Source organism: Pseudomonas syringae (assembly GCF_001698815.1).
Lineage (GTDB): Bacteria > Pseudomonadota > Gammaproteobacteria > Pseudomonadales > Pseudomonadaceae > Aquipseudomonas > Aquipseudomonas syringae_A.
In genome coordinates this window covers 207,836-225,594 of record NZ_LGSI01000050.1, presented here as the reverse complement: position 1 = coordinate 225,594, position 17,759 = coordinate 207,836, and the positions used below count along the sequence as shown (strand labels likewise).

Below are 17,759 nucleotides of genomic sequence, written 5' to 3'. Positions count from 1 at the left end.
GATACTGTGGAAGAAATCGCTTTCATGCTGATATCCCGGTGCAACTGACTTCTTCCACCGGCACAACCTCCCACTGCACATAACACACCACCACCGGCATGCCATGCTCGGCGCAGAAATCCAGCCAGCGCAGTTGGTTGTCCTGCAAGCGGTCGCCGGGGCCTTTGACTTCGATCATGCGGTAGCGTCGCTGCTCAGGGAAAAACTGGATCAGGTCGGGCATGCCGGTGCGATTGGCCTTGATGTCCAGCAGAAGTCGCCGAAACCAATGGCGCAGATGCTCCACCGGCAAGCACAGCAAAGCCTGCTCCAGTAGTTCCGGCGTCAGCGCGCCCCAGAACACGAACGGCGATTGCAGGCCGAACTTGCTCAGGTAATGCTCGCGAATCGTCACTTTCCAGTCATCGCCATCCAGCTGTGCCAGGCACTCGTCGAACAGCGTAGCGCGGCGCTGATAGAAGTCCGGGCTGTGCAAGTCAGCAGGTCCACTGTGAAACGGATGAAAGAACGCGCCCGGCAATGGCGCAAAAATCGCCGGCCAGCACAGCAGGCCGAACAGCGAATTGATCAGGGTATTTTCCACGTAATGCACCTGGCTGCCCTCCTCGGCCAGATGCAGCTGAATCAACTGCTCGACGTGCAGATCCGGGCGCGGCGCTATGCAAAGGTCCAATCGCAGCACATCGCGAACCACGCGTCGTTGCTTACCGGCCAGGCCCAGCTTGCGTTGCAGACGCGGCAAGATGCGCAGCAAATGCTGTTTTTCCGCGTCGTTCTCCGGGGCGGTCTGCGCCTGTTCCAGCAGGGCCATGGCCTGTGCATACTCGGCGCTACGCTCCAGCACGCGAATTCGCCGGGAGCGGGCTCCGGGATATTGGCTCTGTTCATAGACGCGCAACGCCAGCGGCCAATTCTGTGCCCGCTCGGCCTGCTGCCCGATCTGAAACAGCAATTTGCCATGCCGCATGCTTAACCATGGGTTCGAGGTATTGATCCCGATGGCCGCGAGCGCCAGCTCAGTCAGATCCGCTGCATCATCCAAAGCCTGACGACACAGGTGCAGGGCGAGACAGGTGTCGACGTCCGCGCGTTCAGTGATGCCTCGGGACTCTATGGAGAATTCGACTTTCTCATAGCGATAGATGCCCAGATCAGCCAGCACAAACTCGGACCATTCCTGGTACAGGTTGCCGAAATACAACAGCCGCAGCCGGTCGCAGATGGGCATGACCGTCAGCTGAAAAACCTTGTCGTCGATCCCTGCAAACCATTCGTCCAACGCCAGCGCCGACTCATGTAATGGCTGCAACCGGGCCAGCAGCTCGGTTTTGCGTTCGACGCCTTTTATCCCGTGATTCTTGAAACACTGGCTCAGTTCCGCCTTGCGCAGCAACGCGAAGAGTTGTTCGAGGCTCAGCGCTGGCCGAGGATCGACCCAGCCAGTCTGCAACAACGGCATGACCGCCAGCTGGGTATCGCCGATTTCTTCGTAACTGAGCTTGCTGGCCCGAAACAACAGGCCCTTGCGCATGACCATGCGCACCAGCAGCCCTTGTGCAGGTTGCGGCAACGCGTCGAAGGTGGTGATGAAATGCCGTTCTTCCTCGTCGAGCAAATCGTCATAGCGCTGGGCGATCCAGGCCAGGACCTGACGAAAGTTATCGAGGTAGTAGAAAGGGTTTTCCAGTTCTAACGTAGGCACGGCCGGGTTCACGCGTGGGAAAGATCGCTCAAGGATACTGGTTATCCGTACAGATTCCAGCCTGGTTACCTGCGGCCGGATAAATGGTGGCGATACACGGTCCGGATCACGGTGAGTCATCCCCCGCGCAGGGTATAGAATCCCCCGATGCGACCGGCTCATTGGAGAACGCCATGCACATCCGCACTGCCCCGCAGATTTATCTGGCCGGCTTTGACGTGTTCCGTCAGGACGCCATCGAACACGGCAACTACCTCAAAGCCCTGTGTAGCGCCCACGGCCTGGAAGGTTTGTACCCATTCGACAACGAAGTCGTCCCTCAACTGTCGCCCGAAGCAACCGCCAGCATGATCTGCTCGATGAACATCGCGATGATCCAGCGCTGCTCGGCGGTGCTGGCCAACCTCAATGTATTTCGCGGATTCGAGCCTGACTCAGGCACGGCCTTCGAAGTGGGCATGGCGGTCGCGCTGAACAAGCCGGTGTGGGCGTATTTCGAGCCGGTGCCATCTCTGCGCGATCTGGTGCCACATGATGGCAACGGCTGCGATGCGAAAGGTTATGTGGTGGAGGATTTCGGCCTACCGCGCAACCTGATGCTGGCGTGTACCTGGGCCGGAGCCAGTTCGACTGTCGAGCTGGGCGTCGAGGCGCTGTCGCTGCATCTGGCGTCAATTCAGCGATGAAGAACCTACATCGCTGCCGAAGATCGGGTCCAGCTTGTCCGAGTCGCTGAATTCATCCAGCCCCAGTACATCCAGATCCAGATAACCTTCCGGGTCGGTATCTTCGTCGGCATCGGCGTCATTGAGGGGCGACTGATCACCACCAAAATGGTGATCGCTGCTGGCGAAAAGCGGCACCAATGCCTTATGGCTCAGCGATTGTAGGTGGCTCTGCATCGTGTCTTGCTCCTGATCGTTTTCCTCGATCGAGGGTGCCGTTCACCCCCGTATAAGCCACAGGCTAACCCAGTGCGCGCAGAAATGGAGCCACCCGCATCACGTCCAGCTCAAAAATTCCCCACTGCTGTCGCGCAACATCTGCACCATGGCGTGCGCCGCAGGCGACAGATAGCCGCCCTTGCGTACCGTGCAGCCGATGGTGCGTTTCATCGTCGTGTGTTCCAGCGCCACTTCGCGCAAGCGTTGCATATTGTTGCCGAACTCCAGGGTCTCCCTGGCGGTGAAGCTCAGCAGGCTGGTGCGCTCGATCAGGCCGGGCAACAGCGGAATGGAGTTGGCCTCGATCTGCACCACCGGCAACGGCAAGCGTTGCCTTAAAAAGGCCTCGTCCAGCCATTTGCGCGAAGAAACCCCCACCGGCGGCAGCACCCAGCGATAGCTCGCCAGGTCCTCCATGGTGTAGCGGGTCTTGAAAATCGGATGATCCTTGCTGGCGATGACCACAGCCTCATCCTTGAGGATTGCATGACTCTCGCACTGTTCGTCATCGGTGATCAGCGAGCAGATGATCATGTCCAGCTGGCCGGAACGCAGCGACTCGCGCAACAGGTCGTCCTGGCCGATGACCATTTTCAGGGTGATGTCCGGCGCCCGTTGCAGCAATGCCGAGGTCAGCTTCGGCAGCAGGTATTCGGCCATGGTCGCCGCGCAGCCCAGGCGAATGTTGCCCACCGCACCGCTGGCAAAATCCCGCACCTCGCGCTGGGTCTGGGCGATGCTCTGCTGCAGGACCTTGCCCCGCGCCTGCAACAGCTCACCTACCGGCGTCAACTTGATGCGCCGGCCGTCGCGCTGGAACAGCTTGGTACCGAATGATTCTTCCAGACGCTGGATGCTTTTGGTCAGCGCGGGCTGGCTGCGGTTGAGTTTCTGCGCAGCGCGGCCCAAGTGGCCCAGCTCGGCGATCGTTTCAAAATAGGTGAGATCGCGAAGATCCATAATTCATCAACCAAAGTTATCAATTCATGATTATTAGAAAATAGACTTGATCGGTTGCAGTGTCGATACTTGCCGGTACTGGATGCCTCGATGAGCATCTACCGTTACGGGAGCTCTCCCTTGCTGCGCGCACCACGCTTTTCCCTCCACGCCCTTCCCCCAATGCTGCAATGGTTCGGTTTGATCCTGATCGCCGGAGCGGTCGGGCAACTGTTGATGTATTGGCAAATCCCCGCTGCGCTGTTTCTCGGCCCGATGCTGGTCGCGATTGGTTTCGGCGTTTCCGGGGCCAGCATTCGCATGCCCAAGATCGCGTTTCAGCTGGGCCAGGGCACGGTAGGTGCATTGGTTGCGCACTCGATGAGCATGGCCGTGTTGGTGACTGTCGTGCAGTCCTGGTATGTGATGTTGTTCGCCACCGTGCTCATCGTGCTGCTCAGCGCTGTGGTTGGCTTGGCATTGGTGCGTTATGCGGGCATCTCTGGCAGCACGGCCGCTTGGGGCACTTCGCCAGGTGCGGCATCGGCAATGGTCGCTATGTCCGAGGATTACGGCGCCGATTCCCGCGTGGTTGCGACCATGCAATATGTGCGCGTGGTCTGCGTGGTCACTATCGGTGCGCTGGTCAGTCGCCTGATTGGCGTGGAAGGCGGCGGTACCCAGGCTCATGCACGCGATATCGCAGTGGAGGGCCTGAACCTGCTGAATTTCGCCCTGAGTCTGGGCGTGATCGTTTTCGGTATCTTTGTCGCCAAACGCATGCCGGCCGGGGCGTTGATGGGGCCGCTGTTGATTGGCGGTGCACTGCAATTGAGCGGGATGCTGCAAATCACCTTGCCGTCGTGGATGCTCGCTTTGGCTTATGGCGCTATCGGCAGTTATGTTGGCTTGCGTTTCGATCGGCCAACGATCAGTTATGTCTGGCGCCGCCTACCGGCAATGATTGCGGGCTCGTTGCTGCTGATTGTTCTGTGTGCCCTCTCCGCTTGGTTGATCGCCGTGATGCTTGGCAAGGATTTCCTCTCGGTCTATCTGGCCACCAGTCCCGGCGGGCTGGATGCTATGGCGATCATCGCCATCGATACCCACTCCGATGTTGGTTTCGTATTGGCCATGCAAACCCTGCGCTTGATCGGCGTGATCCTCACCGGCGCTTTCTTCGCTCGGCAGATCATTCGCCTGACGACACCAAAGACTGCGCAAGCCCATTGAAAACGCATTGAATCTCTTGTCCACGAACCTCTCAAATAGCTATCGGCTGCTGCACATGAGAGGAACGCCCCGTGGATCCGCTTAAAATCGCTACCTTCAACATCAACGGCATTCGCGCCCGGCTACCGATCCTGCTGGAATGGCTGGACCGCGAAGCCCCCGATATCGTCTGCCTGCAGGAGCTCAAGGCGACCGACCTGGCGTTTCCCATCGGCGATATCCGCGACGCCGGGTACGGCGCAATCTGGCACGGACAAACCTCCTGGAACGGCGTAGCGATCCTCGCCAAGGGCATGGAACCGCTGGAAATCCGCCGAGGCCTGCCGGGCAATGAAAAAGACAGTCACAGTCGCTACCTGGAGGCAGCCGCCCATGGGGTGATCGTGGGCTGTCTGTACCTGCCCAACGGCAACCCGCAGCCGGGGCCGAAGTTCGACTACAAACTGGCATGGTTCGAAAAGCTCATCGACCACGCCGCATCGCTGTACGCCAGCGGCCATCCGGTGGTGCTGGCGGGTGACTACAACGTGGTGCCGACCGATGAAGACATCTACAACACCCGTTCATGGCTCAAGGACGCGCTGCTGCAGCCGGAAAGCCGCGAGTGTTTTCAGCGCCTGCTCGACCAAGGCTGGACCGACGCCTTGCGTGCGCAGTTTCCGGACGAGAGGATTTATACGTTCTGGGACTATTTCCGCAATCACTGGAAAACCAATTCGGGGCTGCGCATCGATCATCTACTGCTCAATGCCGAAACCACTGCGCGCTTGACCAACGCTGGCGTAGACCGCTGGCCCCGCGACCTGCCCCACGCCAGCGACCATGCGCCGACCTGGGTTGAGCTGGATATGGGGGATTGATCGAACACAATCCCCGGCAGCAGCACGCGGGCGGCATTCGGACTTGTCGGCGAATCAGACGCCTCGGTGACCCAGTTCCACCGCGTCATCGTTCTTCGCGGGCAAGCCTCGCTCCAACGGGGCCGGTGTTGGCTGCTGGACGCATTGCTTGCTCCCACAAACCTGTTCTGGCTGTTGATCTGGCTTTGGCTTTGGCTTTGGCTTTGGCTTTGGCTTTGGCTTTGGCTTTTGATCTTGACCTGCCCCGTCGGGAGGCCGAGCGCAGGTTTTGCGCAGTGGGCAACCCGGCATGGATGCCGGGTTAGCCGCCCTTGGCCAGGGATGGCCGATGGCGGCGGGCCCACGGAGCAAGACCGGAGCGAGGGTATGTCGAGCCCAGGCGAGGCTCCGGACGTCAGGGGCGAGAGCGCTTGGTTACTTGGCGCTTTTCCAAGTAACCCGCCGTCAGGGCGGAACCCTAAGCTGCCGTTACCGCAGCAACGGATATGTACTCGATCAACAACCCTGTTTGGCAAACTACCCCATCGCCGCCAACCCCGTCGTCAAACTCGGCGCCAACGGCAGCACCGGCAGGACTGTCGCCTGATAAGCGTGATACAGGTCGGGTTTGCCAGCCCAGATGTCGGCGCTTGGCTGGTTTTGTGGGTTGAGTTCGTGATGCCAGCTACCCTGCTCATAGTCGATGAACAGGGTTTCGTTGAACTCCCAGAAGCGCCGATACCAGTCTTCATACTGCTTTTCGTCGGTGCGCTGTAACAAGGCAGCGGCAGCGGCGGCGGCCTCGCAATGCACCCAATGCAGACGATGACGCACCACCGGGCGATTTTGCCAGTCCAGGGTGTAGACGATCCCCGGCAAGCCATCGACTGCCCAGGCATTGCGGCAGGCGCTGGCGAACAACTGCTGCGCATCTTTCACCAGCCAGGCGGGCGTGGGCAGATGCGCCCGTTGCCGTGCCGCTTCCAGATGCAACAACAGCCGCGCCCATTCGAACGCATGGCCCGGCGTAGTGCCGAACGGGCGAAATCCGTCGGCGGGATTGTCCTGGTTATAGTCGGGCAACGGTTCCCAGCGCTGGCTGAAGTGCTCGACCACCTGAAAATCATTGGCGGCGGCGTGGCCGTGAATCACGCGTTCGACGATGCGCAGCGCACGATCCAGCCATTGCGCGTCGCCGGTCACATCGGCCAGGGCCAGAAAGGCTTCGGTGCTGTGCATATTGCTGTTGGCGCCGCGATATTGCTCTTCGCCGCTCCAGTCCCGAGCGAAGGATTCGCGCATGGTGCCTTCTGCTTCGCTCCAGAAGCGGTTCTGAATGACCCGGATCGACTCCGATAACAGCTCCTGCGCGCCCGCTCGCCCCGCCACCACAGCGGAGCTGGCCGCCAGCGCGACAAAGGCATGCAAATAGGCTTGCTTGTCAGCCTTGAGGCCGTCGTCAAGCGGCCCGCTGAACCAGCCACCGTGCTCGGCGTCGCGCAGCGGCCCGGCGAGCGCCGCAATGCCGTGATCCACCAATGCCGCGCAACCGGGTATGCCGCGCACATGGGCCATGGCGAAACTGTGGGTCATGCGGGCGGTATTCATGGTTTCGGCACGGGCGTCGGCAGCCAGTACGCCGCGTACGTCCAGATTGCCGAACCCTTGGGGCAGGCGCGAAGCCTTGGCGAAACTCAGCAGGCGGTTGCCTTCGCGAGCCAGCCATTCATGGTGGGCCGGCGCGCGCAGCCAACTGCTGAAGGTGTGATTTTTATTGTCCATGGAAGCTGTTTCGCCTCTGTCGATAGTCCGATGGCCGGGATGATCGGCCGTGGCGAATCATGCCCGGCCCGGACGGCCAGCGGCAAGCTATCCAGCACATGGACAGCTCGCCGTTACGCCTCGACAGCTGACGCCTGCTCAGACCTTGAAGCGCGCCACCACCGCGTTCAACTCCACGGCCAGACGCGACAGCTCATGGCTCGACGCACTGATCTGATTGGCGCCATGGGTCGATTGCATGGACAGATCACGGATGTTGACGATATTGCGATCAACTTCGCGCGCCACCTGCGCCTGCTCTTCAGCAGCGCTGGCGATGACCAGATTGCGCTCGGAAATCTGATTGATCGACGAGGTGATGTCGGTCAAGGATTCGCCCGCACCCTGCGCCAGCGACAGGGTCTCCCCCGCGCGCTGACTGCTGGTCTGCATCGATTCGAGCGCCTGAGCGGAACCACTGCGCATCGCCGTGACCATCTTGTCGATTTCCAGCGTCGACTGCTGGGTGCGGTGCGCCAAAGCCCGGACTTCATCGGCCACCACTGCGAAACCGCGTCCCGATTCCCCTGCCCGCGCGGCTTCGATGGCGGCGTTGAGCGCCAGAAGGTTGGTCTGCTCGGCAATCGAGCGAATCACGTCCAGTACCTTGCCGATATCCTGGGACTGATCCGCCAGGTTCTGCACCAGCTTCGAGGTTGCCTGGACGTTATCGGTCAGCGTCTGGATCGACTGCACCGTATCCACCACCCGAGCCTGCCCGGCCTGAGCCGACACGGTGGATTGATTGGACGCATCGGAGGTCGACACGGCGTTGCGTGCCACTTCTTCCACCGCCGAGGTCATTTCATTGATAGCGGTGGCCGCCTGATCGATTTCGGCGTTCTGCTGGTGCAGGCCACGGTAGCTGTCTTCGGTCACCGAATTCAGTTCAGTCGCCGCCGACGCCAGCTGGGTCGCCGAGCTGCCGATATGACGCATGGCCGAACGCAGGTTGCCCTGCATTTTTTCCAGCGCGGCGAGCAGACGCGTGACCTCGTCCTTGCCATCCACATGAATGGTTTGTGTAAGGTCGCCAGCAGCAACACCTTCAGCCGCGAGCACCGCCGTCTGTAACGGACGCACGATGCTGCGGGTCAGCCACAGCGCCAGGCCGATAGTGCCCAAGCCGGCAATGATCACGAAGATCAGCACAATGGTCTGCGACTTGCTGTATTGCGCCTCGGCTGCCTTGCCTTCGAGGTCGACCTGTTTGGCATAGAACTCGCTGAAATCGCTGAGTTGTTTGCCGGAGCCGTCGACAATCTGCTTCATGTCCACCAGCAGCAGCTTGTTCAGCGCGTCGCGGTCGTTCTGAGCCGCCAGGACGAATGAACGCTCGAGCCCTTTCTGATAGTCACCCAGCGTTATGCGGAACTGATCGTTGAGGACCTTTTCTTCCGGGGTATCGACAAAAGCGTTCAACGTATCCAGTTTTTTATTCAGGTCCTGATTGCGAACATCCAGCTGACCGCGATAGGTCGGGATGTTCTTTGGATCCGGGTCCAAAGCCATGCGCAGCGAGATAGTGCGGATACGCAGCATGTTCTCCCGAATATCGTTGACCACCCGCATACTCGGCATCCAGTTGCTTTCAACCGCCAATTCGCTCTGGCGAATGGCCGACATCTGCGCCAACGCGAACCAACCCAGCAATGCAACCAACAGGGAAATCAGGGTGAAGCCAAGGCCAGCCCGGCGGGCGATGGTCAAATTACGTAGGTTCATGGCCGTGAGCTCTTGTTATTGAACAGAAGGGTTATCAGGAAACAGGACTTGGCAGGCTTGAATTGTCCGACAACTTTAGACTCTATCGACTTGGCGACGGGGTTCTTGAGCGTTTCTTGGTAACAATTCTCTCATCTGATCAAGAATTGTCCGACGAACGAAGACACTCAATCCGATATCCGCTTGTCTAGAACCTAAGTGCCTGGAGTTTTTTATCAGCGCTCAGGCATGTCTTGAGGAGATTTCGTCATGCATCTTGAAGGTTCCTGCCATTGCGGTGAGGTCGAGTTCAGCCTGAACAGCGCCCATCCGTATCCTTATCAACGCTGCTACTGCTCGATCTGTCGCAAGACACAGGGCGGTGGCGGCTATTCGATCAACCTCAGCGGCGACGCTAAAAGCCTGAAGGTCAAAGGCCGCGCACACATCGCGATTTATCACGCCAGGATGCGTGAGGATCATCACGTGCATACCAGCAGTGCCGAGCGGCATTTCTGCAAACTGTGCGGCAGTGGCTTGTGGCTGTTCAGCCCTGAATGGCCCGAGCTGATCCATCCGTTTGCGTCAGCTATCGATACACCGCTGCCGACACCGCCGGAACACACGCATCTGCTGATCGACTCCAAGGCGTCGTGGGTGGAAGTGCAAGCCCACGAGGGCGATAAGCTGTTCGATGGCTTTCCCGAAGAATCCATTGCCGACTGGCACGAGCGCCTGGGTCTGGTCCGCTGAGGGATGTGGCTTTTACTTGCAGTGAACCTTGCACCCGGCGCCTGACTCCCAACAAAAAGCCTGTCAGGAGAACGCCATGGCCCTGCATACCGTCGCCCGCTTTGCTGATCTTGCAGAAGATCGCGGCAGCGAAATCAAGATCGGCGACCAGCCCATTGTTCTGGTGCGAATGGGTGAGCAAGTTCGCGCCTATCAAGGTAAATGTCCTCACGCAGGCGCACCATTGGCCAAAGGCGCGATTTGTAACGGCAGGTTGATTTGCCCCTGGCACAAGGCGATGTTCGAGCTAGAGGACGGCAGCCTGAGTGAACCTCCCGCGCTGGAAGGCTTGCGGCGTTATCCGGCGCAAATCCTGGACGGCATGATCGTGGTCGATGATCAGCCGATGCCTGCACCGGCTCGCGACGGCAGCGCCGATCCGCGCAGGTTTGTGCTCATCGGCGCAGGTGCTGCAGGCATCGCCGCCGCCAGTACCCTGCGGGAAAAGGGTTTTGGCGGGGCGTTGATCCTGATCGATGCAGAAGCGCAGCCCGGCTACGACCGCACCGCATTGAGCAAATTCGTGATCTCCGGGGATATGCCGCCGGATGAAACACCGCCGCTGCGGGAGGAAAGCTTCTATCGCGAACAGCACATACAACGCATCCATGCCAGGGTCGTATCCCTCGACAGCAGCACCAGGCAGGTGATTCTGGACGACGGGCAGACGCTGAACTACGACGCCGCCCTGATCGCGACCGGCGGCAAGCCCAAACCCATTGATTTACCCGGCTCGGATTTGCCTCAGGTGCTGCTGCTCCGCTCCCGCGACGATGCGCGCACTGTGCTGTACGCCGCGCAACCCGGTTCGAAGGTGGTGATCATCGGCGACAGTTTTATCGGGCTGGAGGCGGCCTCGGCCCTGCGCAAACGCGGTCTGGCAGTCACGGTACTCGCGCGTCATGAAATTCCGTTCCAGAAACAGTTCGGCGAACGTATCGGCAAAGCGCTACGCGGCTTGCATGAGCAGCATGGCGTGCTGTTCCGCACCCACGTCGAGGCCACTCATTTCGAGGGCGATGAACGCCTGGAAAGCGTGCGACTCAACAACGGGGAACATCTGCCTGCGGACCTCGTTCTGGTGGGAGTTGGCGTCAGTCCGGTGACCGATTTTGTCGAGGATATCGAACGCGAAGAAGATGGCTCGCTTCGCGTCGATAGCGGCATGCAACTCAGGGCGGGGCTTTGGGCCGCTGGCGATATTGCTACCTTCCCGCTGGCCGACAAGCCGCTGCGTATCGAGCACTGGCGCCTGGCACAACAACACGGCCGCATCGCCGCGCTCAACATGCTGGGCGGCGCTGAACACTATGCCGACGTGCCGTTCTTCTGGACCTACCACTTCGGCAAACGCATCGACTACCTCGGTCACGCCGAGCAATGGGATGACATTGTCTATACCGGCGAACCGGAAAAATTCGAGTTCGTCGCACTGCTCTGCCAGAGCGGAATTGTCGCGGCAATCGTGGCCTGTAAATACGAACGCGCTGTCGCGTTGCTGGCCGAGCGAATGAAACAGCCATTGCCGGTGCAGGAAGCATTGCAGTTAATGGAGGCGTGTCGGTGATGTGTTCCGTTGGAGCGAGGTTTGCCCGCAAATCAGGCGCCTCGGTGAGTCAGAGCCACCGCGTTATCGTTCTTCGCGGGCAAGCCTCGCTCCAACGGGGTATAAGGGCACGCCGTTCTGGCCAATTCAAACCCGCTCTGAAATCTCGATCAAATTTAGATCCGGATCACGCACATACACCGAGCGAATCGGCCCGGTAGCGCCGGTGCGCAGGATCGGGCCTTCGATGATCGACCACTGCGCCGCGTTCAAACGCTCGATGACCTGCTCCAGTGGAATCGACGCGATAAAGCACAAGTCCAGCGCGCCCGGCACCGGTACATGAGCCTTGGGCTCGAACTCATGGCCGCGAATGTGCAGATTGATTTTCTGATTGCCGAACCGAAACGCCATACGCCCGGCGCCGAAGGTTTCCAGCTGCATCCCCAGCACGCGAGTGTAGAAATCCTTGGTGGCTTCGCCATCGACGGCAGTCAGTACCAGGTGGTCCAGATGATCGATCATGGTTGGGCTCCGTTGTTTGGCGGGTTCAGCGTGGCCGCGGGAGGCTTGCCGGATAACAGGAGGCGCGCCTTGTCGGTCAAGTAGTAGGCCTGCGCGGGACTGCGCGGCGATGCAGGTTTGGTCATCTGGATGAGCCCGGCAACCAGTGCCGGGTTAAGGTAACTGTTGCGAAACGACTGGCGATGCGTAAGCCCTAGATGCTCAATCAGCTCGGCAGCACCAAGTGCCTGACCGATGCGCAAAGCGTCAAGAAGTCGCCGGACTTGGTCGGTCACTTGTGCGGCTACTTGTGCGGTAGCTTGTGCGGTCGGTTCAACACTCTGGATACTCGACGCAGCCGCTTCTGCGAGTGCCTGCTGTAGCGCGTTCAACATGAACTCTACAAACGGCGTGGCCTCAGCCAGTTGATCCGCCGCAGCCAGCGCTGCGTAGTAAGCCTCCTGCTGCTCGCGGATAACTGTCTCGACAGGAAGATAAGCCAGCATCGGTCGCCACTGGCTGAGCATGAGCGTTTGCCATAGTCGCCCCATCCGTCCATTACCATTGGCAAATGGATGAATGAATTCAAATTCGTAGTGAAAAATGCAACTGGCGATCAGTGGATGGACTTGCGCAGTTGCTACCCAACCGAGCAAATCATCTATCAAGGTCCTGACCCGATTGGCTGGCGGAGCCATGTGCAACAGTCGATTGCCACGATAGATGCCCACTCCTCCTTGCCTGAAGCAACCGGCATCATCAATCAATCCCTGCATCAGCAGGTTATGGGCAGCCAATAAATCGACACAGTTGCTCGGCCGCCATTCGGTCATCGCTTCATAGGCAGCGAACGCATTGCGTACTTCCTGAATTTCCCGAGGCAAACCCAATACCCGCTGCCCATCGAGAACCGCAGTCACTTGCTCAACACTCAAGGTGTTGTTTTCGATGGCAAGGGACGCCTGAATCGTCCGTATCCGATTACCGCGTCGCAACATCGGCGCTTGACTGACTTCACCCAGGGCCGACAGCCGCCCTAATTCTTCGCTGATGTCCGCCACCAAGGAAAGCATTCGCGGGGTCAAGGTCACGGGAGGTTGGTATTTCTTCATGCATTCGATTCCAGGATCAATTCACTGCGCAAACCGACACTATCGTCGCTCATCTGCCCGGCAGAATCACGCCCGAGACTGAACAGACGCTGCACCCCGCTTCACATGCTCAATAAACCGAGCCACGGCCGCAGCCTTTTCGTAGCGTCGGTAAATCAGCGACAGGCATGAGCGAGGCTGGCAGTCGTGGAGCGGACGGTAAAGCACGTTGGGCAGCTGGATGCGCTCGACCATCGATTGCGGCACCACGGCAACGCCCTGCCCCAATGAAACCAGGGCAACCACCGACACCAGTCCGCCGGGTTGCGGGCCCAGTTTCGGGGCGAACCCGCCTTGGGCTGCAACGTCGAAAGTGCCTGATATCTGCTCGGGCAGAATAAAGGTTTCGTTCTGCAGGTGCGATGCTTCGATCTGTTTCAGGTGGCAGAGCCAGGAACCGGCCGGCAGCGCCAGAACGAATGCTTCTTCGAGCAAATCCAGTCGGCTCAGCGACTCCCCCAACGGCATCGGCGAGCGCACGTAGCCGATATCCAGCCGCCCTTCCTCGATCAGGCGCGGCAAGGTCGGCATCAGCTGTTCGGTAATCGTGAAGCCCACATCCACATAGCGTTGTCGAAATTCGCTGACCTGATTTTGCAAAACACCCGAGAACACCGCCGAGGCGACGTAGCCCAGCTGGATATGTCCGGTTTCACCGCGCCCGGCCCGCTGTGCACTGAGCTGCGCGGATTCGAATTGGCGCAGCGTCGCCTCGGCTTCGATCTGCAAGGCACGTCCGGCTTCGGTAAGGCTCACGTCCCGTTGCGAGCGCTGCAACAGGCGCGTGCCGAGTTCGCTTTCCAGGTCCTGAATCTGCCGGGTCAAGGTCGGCGGCGCGATACCTAGCTGTTCGGCGGCGCGAACAAAACTCTTGTGCCGGGCGACCGCCAGGAAGTAGCGGAAATGACGTATTTCCATAGTTTAATTAGCTCACAGGTAATTAAGTGACGCGACGCAGGTAATAACACCAAGGGAATGCCGGGATAAGCTGCCCATTCATGCACCTTAGGAAGATCAGCGATGCGCGTCAAATCAGTTCTCGTCATGCTTTGCAGTGTGCTTGCCTTACAAATAGCCAACGCAGCCGAGCCCGCAGCGAGCATTACTCACAAAGCAACGCTGGATTTGAAAACCGCCAGCCGGTTGGTGCAGACGGCACAAGACTACGCCAGCCAGCACGGATGGCCCTGTGCGGTCGCGGTCGTTGACGACGGCGGATGGCCCATTCTGACGGCTCGCATGGGCAGCGCTCCGGTCGTGGCCGGCATCGAACTGGCCCAGGGCAAGGCGCGGACATCGGCCCTGTTCAAGCGTCCATCGGATGATCTGGAGAAAGGCATCAATGGCGGGCGCACAGCGGCCATCACTGCCGGGCTGCTGATGATGAAGGGCGGCCAGCCGATTCGCGTCGAAGGCCAGGTAGTGGGTGCCATCGGCGTCAGTGCCGACACGCCTGCCCACGATGATGAAATCGCCCTTGCCGCGCTGCAGTCCTTGCAGGTTCTTCAATCACACCAGTAATCGCAGGCCCACCATGAAAATCACCAGACCCAGCCCACGCATGACGCTCCTGACCGCTTCCGGCGTCTGCTCACTGATCGTTCTCGACACCAATATCGTCGCCGTGACGCTGCCCAGCATCGCTCGGGACCTGGGCGCCAACTTTGCCGACATCGAATGGGTGGTCAGTGCCTACATGCTGGCTTTCGCCGCGCTGTTGCTGCCGTCCGGCAGTGTGGCGGATCGTTTTGGGCGCAAGAAAATGCTGCTCTGCGGGCTGGTGCTGTTCATCGCGGCTTCGCTGGGTTGTGGCGCCGCGCCCAATATCCTGTTCCTCGACATTGCCCGCGCCCTCAAAGGCGTAGGTGCGGCCCTCCTGCTGACATCGGCACTGGCCACCATCGGCCATGCCTTTCATGACGAAACCGAACGGGCCAAAGCCTGGGCATTCTGGGGCGCCTGCATGGGCGTGGCGATGACGGCCGCGCCCACCGTGGGCGGGCTGATCGCCGAACTGTTGGGCTGGCGCTGGATTTTCTACCTGAATCTGCCCGTTGGCCTGCTGCTGATTGCCATGGTTCGCCGCAACATCGAAGAGTCGCGCAACGAACAGTCCGCGCGTCTTGATCCCTGGGGCAGCCTGACCTTCAGCGCGGCGTTGTTGTGCCTGATCTGGGGATTGATCGAAGCCAATCGTATCGGCTGGGACAGCCCGGTCACGTTTTTGCGGTTGTTCGGCGGCTTAGGTCTGCTGGCGTTGTTCGTGCTGGTCGAGCGGCTGCAACACAGGCCGATGGTGGATCTGCAGCTGTTCAAATCCCCGCGTTTCATTGGCGCATTGCTGGGCATGTTCGCTTACGCCGGATGCGCTCAGGTGATGATGACTCTGCTGCCGTTTTACCTGCAAAACGGACTGGGCTTCAGCGCCATTGCTTCAGGTCTGGGTATGCTGCCCTTTGCCCTGACCATGCTGGTTTGCCCGAAGATCGGCGCCAGGCTGGCGCGGTACTGGTCTCCGGCAACCCTGATGGCGTCGGGTTTGACGCTGGTCGGTTGCGGCAATTTGCTCAGCGCCTGGGCGGTGTCCGGCGTCGGTTATCTCGGATTTGCCTGTGCCATGGCGGTTACCGGTGCCGGTGCCGGGTTGCTGAACGGTGACACCCAGAAGAACATCATGGCGTGCGTGCCTCGTGACCGCGCCGGCATGGCCTCGGGCATGAGCACCACCATGCGCTTCAGCGCGATCATGCTGGCCATCGGCGTCTACGGTGCGTTATTGGCGAGCCACACCGAGCAAAGCCTGAAGGCCGCCATGCAGGCGCAGGCGTCGAACTGGCTGAATCAAGCCGACGGCATCGCCTCGAGGGTGGTTGCCGGCGATATGGGCGCGGCCATGGCACCCCTGACCGAGAGCGCGCGGCTGATCGTTCAACCCCTGGCGCAACAGGCCTTTGTGCAAGGCTTCGCGACATTGCTCTGGGTTGCCGGGCTGCTGGCCTTGCTTGGCGCTGCGGTGGTGGGTGCATTGATGCGCAAGCCCATTGCGCAGTTACATCTGCAATCGGCGTGAAGAGCGTTTTTTTATCCGGTTCTTTTCAGGCGAGGGAATAAAGCTCGATGAGCTTCGTCGTACAGGCTCAAGAAGTTGAACTCACCTGAACGAGATGCTCATCATGAAAACCGCACTGATTGCCTTCACTTTGCTGGCCCTGGGCAGCGTTGCTTCTGTCGCCAACGCTGGCCTCAAGCCTCAAGCCAATGTCCAGGATTACACCTACGGCACAAAACTGGACATCGCCAAAGTCGTCAGCACCCCGGAACTGAATTTCTGCGGGGTACGGCCAGTGGAAATGACTTACGTCGACCACATGGGCAAAACCCACACCCTGCGTTACGAGGTCAATGGCACCGGTTGCCTGGGTGACAATTGATCTGCGCTGATCAGCGCGCCGCCAGTTGCCAGAGGCGCGCCAGATCCCGCGCCCTGTCGTGCAACAGGGTCGGGGCGTCGCGACAGGCCTGCTCCAGTGTCATTGGTCCGCTGGCCAAGGCAAACGCCGCGCTGATGCCGTGCTCGTACAAGCTGGCGTAACCCTCGCCGAGGGTGCCGGCCAGGACAATGACCGGCACGCCAGCCCGCCGGGCGACGCGCGCCACGCCGAACGGCGTCTTGCCGCGCAAGGTTTGGGCATCGAAGCGACCTTCACCGGTAATCGCCAGATCCGCGCCTTGCAACGCCTGCGCAAGACCGGTGAGATCAGCCACCACCTCGACCCCCGGCCGGAACGACGCGTTCAAGTAGGCCTTGGCCGCAAAGCCCATACCGCCCGCCGCGCCGCAACCCGGCTCGTCACGCAGATCGTGGCCGAGAACTCCAGCCGAAAGATCGGCGAAGTGCCCAAGGGCGTCATCCAGTTGCAGAACCTGCTCTGGCGATGCGCCTTTCTGCGGGCCGAAAATGTGCGAGGCGCCGTTGAGCCCGCACAGCGGATTGTCGACATCAGCCGCCACTTCAAATTGCACGTCGCGCAAACGCGCATCCAGGTGTTGCACATCAATCCGGGCGACCTGCGCCAGTGCCAGCCCGCCCGGCGCAACCGGTCCGCCGTCGACATCAAAAAACCGTGCGCCGAGCGCCGCAAGCATGCCGCTACCCGCGTCATTGGTAGCGCTGCCGCCAATCGCCAGAATCACCCGCACGGCTCCGGCATCCAACGCCGCGAGGATCAACTCGCCGGTGCCTCGGGTGCTGGTGATGCGCGCGTCGCGCTGGTCGAGGGTCAACAATTGCAAGCCGCTGGCCATGGCCATTTCGATGATTGCGGTCTGGCTCGCGGCCAGCCAGCCCCAATGGGCAACAACCGGTTGACCCAGCGGGCCGCTGACTTCGGCGCTCATCAGCTCGCCGTCACACGCGGCGAGGACCGCTTCGATGGTGCCCTCGCCGCCATCGGCCATCGGGCATTTGATCAGCTCGGCGTCGGGCCAAACCTCGGCGAGCCCGCTGGCAATGGCATCCGCAACACCTTGAGCACTCAAGCTGTCCTTGAAGGAATCGGGGGCGATGACGATTTTCATGTTGTT

17 protein-coding genes and 1 pseudogene are annotated in these 17,759 nt (G+C 60.2%); 8 read left to right on the top strand and 10 right to left on the bottom strand.

Annotated elements, in window-relative coordinates:
• Positions 1-22: 22 nt before the first annotated feature.
• Entirely contained in the window at positions 23-1,702 is a 1,680-nt protein-coding gene (locus tag AFK24_RS16830; RefSeq protein WP_065834388.1) for a VRR-NUC domain-containing protein, read from the bottom strand.
• Between the two features lie 173 nt (positions 1,703-1,875).
• Between AFK24_RS16830 and AFK24_RS16825 the strand changes: the two genes are divergently transcribed.
• Positions 1,876-2,388, top strand: coding sequence for a nucleoside 2-deoxyribosyltransferase (locus AFK24_RS16825; RefSeq protein ID WP_065834272.1), 513 nt, complete (start codon positions 1,876-1,878; stop codon positions 2,386-2,388).
• Here AFK24_RS16825 and AFK24_RS16820 read toward each other — a convergent pair.
• The gene (locus AFK24_RS16820) at positions 2,374-2,604 is read right to left on the bottom strand and encodes a hypothetical protein (protein ID WP_065834271.1); all 231 of its coding nucleotides are present in this window, start codon (positions 2,602-2,604) and stop codon (positions 2,374-2,376) included. The two genes, AFK24_RS16825 and AFK24_RS16820, sit on opposite strands and share 15 nt — an antisense overlap.
• A gap of 99 nt (positions 2,605-2,703) precedes the next feature.
• Positions 2,704-3,606: a LysR family transcriptional regulator gene (locus tag AFK24_RS16815; RefSeq protein WP_065834270.1), complete on the bottom strand. Its 903-nt coding sequence runs from the start codon at positions 3,604-3,606 to the stop codon at positions 2,704-2,706.
• A 90-nt stretch (positions 3,607-3,696) separates the two neighbouring features.
• Here AFK24_RS16815 and AFK24_RS16810 point away from each other — a divergent pair, with 90 nt between their 5' ends.
• Positions 3,697-4,818 (top strand): AbrB family transcriptional regulator, encoded by a 1,122-nt coding sequence (locus tag AFK24_RS16810; RefSeq protein ID WP_080482191.1) that lies wholly within the window; start codon positions 3,697-3,699, stop codon positions 4,816-4,818.
• 71 nt (positions 4,819-4,889) lie between these two features.
• Complete coding sequence (locus tag AFK24_RS16805) at positions 4,890-5,678, top strand: exodeoxyribonuclease III (RefSeq protein WP_065834269.1); 789 nt, start codon at positions 4,890-4,892, stop codon at positions 5,676-5,678.
• 516 nt (positions 5,679-6,194) lie between these two features.
• Here AFK24_RS16805 and AFK24_RS16800 read toward each other — a convergent pair.
• From AFK24_RS16800 to AFK24_RS32080, 3 genes and pseudogenes are all read right to left on the bottom strand, one after another.
• Positions 6,195-7,439: an AGE family epimerase/isomerase gene (locus AFK24_RS16800; RefSeq protein WP_065834268.1), complete on the bottom strand. Its 1,245-nt coding sequence runs from the start codon at positions 7,437-7,439 to the stop codon at positions 6,195-6,197.
• A gap of 138 nt (positions 7,440-7,577) precedes the next feature.
• On the bottom strand, positions 7,578-8,417 hold the full coding sequence (locus AFK24_RS32085; RefSeq protein ID WP_430962166.1) for a methyl-accepting chemotaxis protein: 840 nt from the start codon (positions 8,415-8,417) through the stop codon (positions 7,578-7,580).
• Between the two features lie 18 nt (positions 8,418-8,435).
• A pseudogene (locus tag AFK24_RS32080) lies at positions 8,436-9,203 on the bottom strand (MCP four helix bundle domain-containing protein); the annotation flags it as partial.
• Positions 9,204-9,452: 249 nt separating this feature from the next.
• On the opposite strand from AFK24_RS32080, the gene AFK24_RS16790 reads away from it, so the two are divergent.
• Positions 9,453-9,935: a GFA family protein gene (locus tag AFK24_RS16790; RefSeq protein WP_065834266.1), complete on the top strand. Its 483-nt coding sequence runs from the start codon at positions 9,453-9,455 to the stop codon at positions 9,933-9,935.
• A gap of 76 nt (positions 9,936-10,011) precedes the next feature.
• Positions 10,012-11,541, top strand: a complete 1,530-nt coding sequence (locus AFK24_RS16785; protein WP_065834265.1) for an FAD-dependent oxidoreductase — start codon at positions 10,012-10,014, stop codon at positions 11,539-11,541.
• A gap of 126 nt (positions 11,542-11,667) precedes the next feature.
• On the opposite strand, the gene AFK24_RS16780 is transcribed toward AFK24_RS16785, so the two are convergent.
• The 3 genes from AFK24_RS16780 to AFK24_RS16770 all read right to left on the bottom strand — a co-directional run bounded on the left by AFK24_RS16780 (position 11,668) and on the right by AFK24_RS16770 (position 14,093).
• Positions 11,668-12,045, bottom strand: coding sequence for a VOC family protein (locus AFK24_RS16780; RefSeq protein WP_065834264.1), 378 nt, complete (start codon positions 12,043-12,045; stop codon positions 11,668-11,670).
• Positions 12,042-13,136 carry a Fic family protein gene (locus AFK24_RS16775; RefSeq protein WP_065834263.1) on the bottom strand — a complete coding sequence of 365 codons (1,095 nt, stop codon included), beginning with the start codon at positions 13,134-13,136 and terminating at the stop codon, positions 12,042-12,044. Before AFK24_RS16775 ends, AFK24_RS16780 begins: the two co-directional genes overlap by 4 nt.
• Before the next feature lie 66 nt (positions 13,137-13,202).
• On the bottom strand, positions 13,203-14,093 hold the full coding sequence (locus AFK24_RS16770; protein ID WP_065834262.1) for a LysR family transcriptional regulator: 891 nt from the start codon (positions 14,091-14,093) through the stop codon (positions 13,203-13,205).
• Between the two features lie 102 nt (positions 14,094-14,195).
• Between AFK24_RS16770 and AFK24_RS16765 the strand changes: the two genes are divergently transcribed.
• The 3 genes from AFK24_RS16765 (at position 14,196) to AFK24_RS16755 (ending at position 16,606) form a co-directional block, all read left to right on the top strand.
• On the top strand, positions 14,196-14,696 hold the full coding sequence (locus AFK24_RS16765) for a GlcG/HbpS family heme-binding protein (protein WP_065834261.1): 501 nt from the start codon (positions 14,196-14,198) through the stop codon (positions 14,694-14,696).
• A gap of 13 nt (positions 14,697-14,709) precedes the next feature.
• Complete coding sequence (locus tag AFK24_RS16760; protein ID WP_065834260.1) at positions 14,710-16,245, top strand: MFS transporter; 1,536 nt, start codon at positions 14,710-14,712, stop codon at positions 16,243-16,245.
• Between the two features lie 103 nt (positions 16,246-16,348).
• Positions 16,349-16,606, top strand: a complete 258-nt coding sequence (locus AFK24_RS16755) for a DUF2790 domain-containing protein (RefSeq protein WP_065834259.1) — start codon at positions 16,349-16,351, stop codon at positions 16,604-16,606.
• A gap of 10 nt (positions 16,607-16,616) precedes the next feature.
• On the opposite strand, the gene AFK24_RS16750 is transcribed toward AFK24_RS16755, so the two are convergent.
• Entirely contained in the window at positions 16,617-17,753 is a 1,137-nt protein-coding gene (locus AFK24_RS16750; protein ID WP_065834258.1) for a glycerate kinase, read from the bottom strand.
• Positions 17,754-17,759 lie beyond the last annotated feature (6 nt).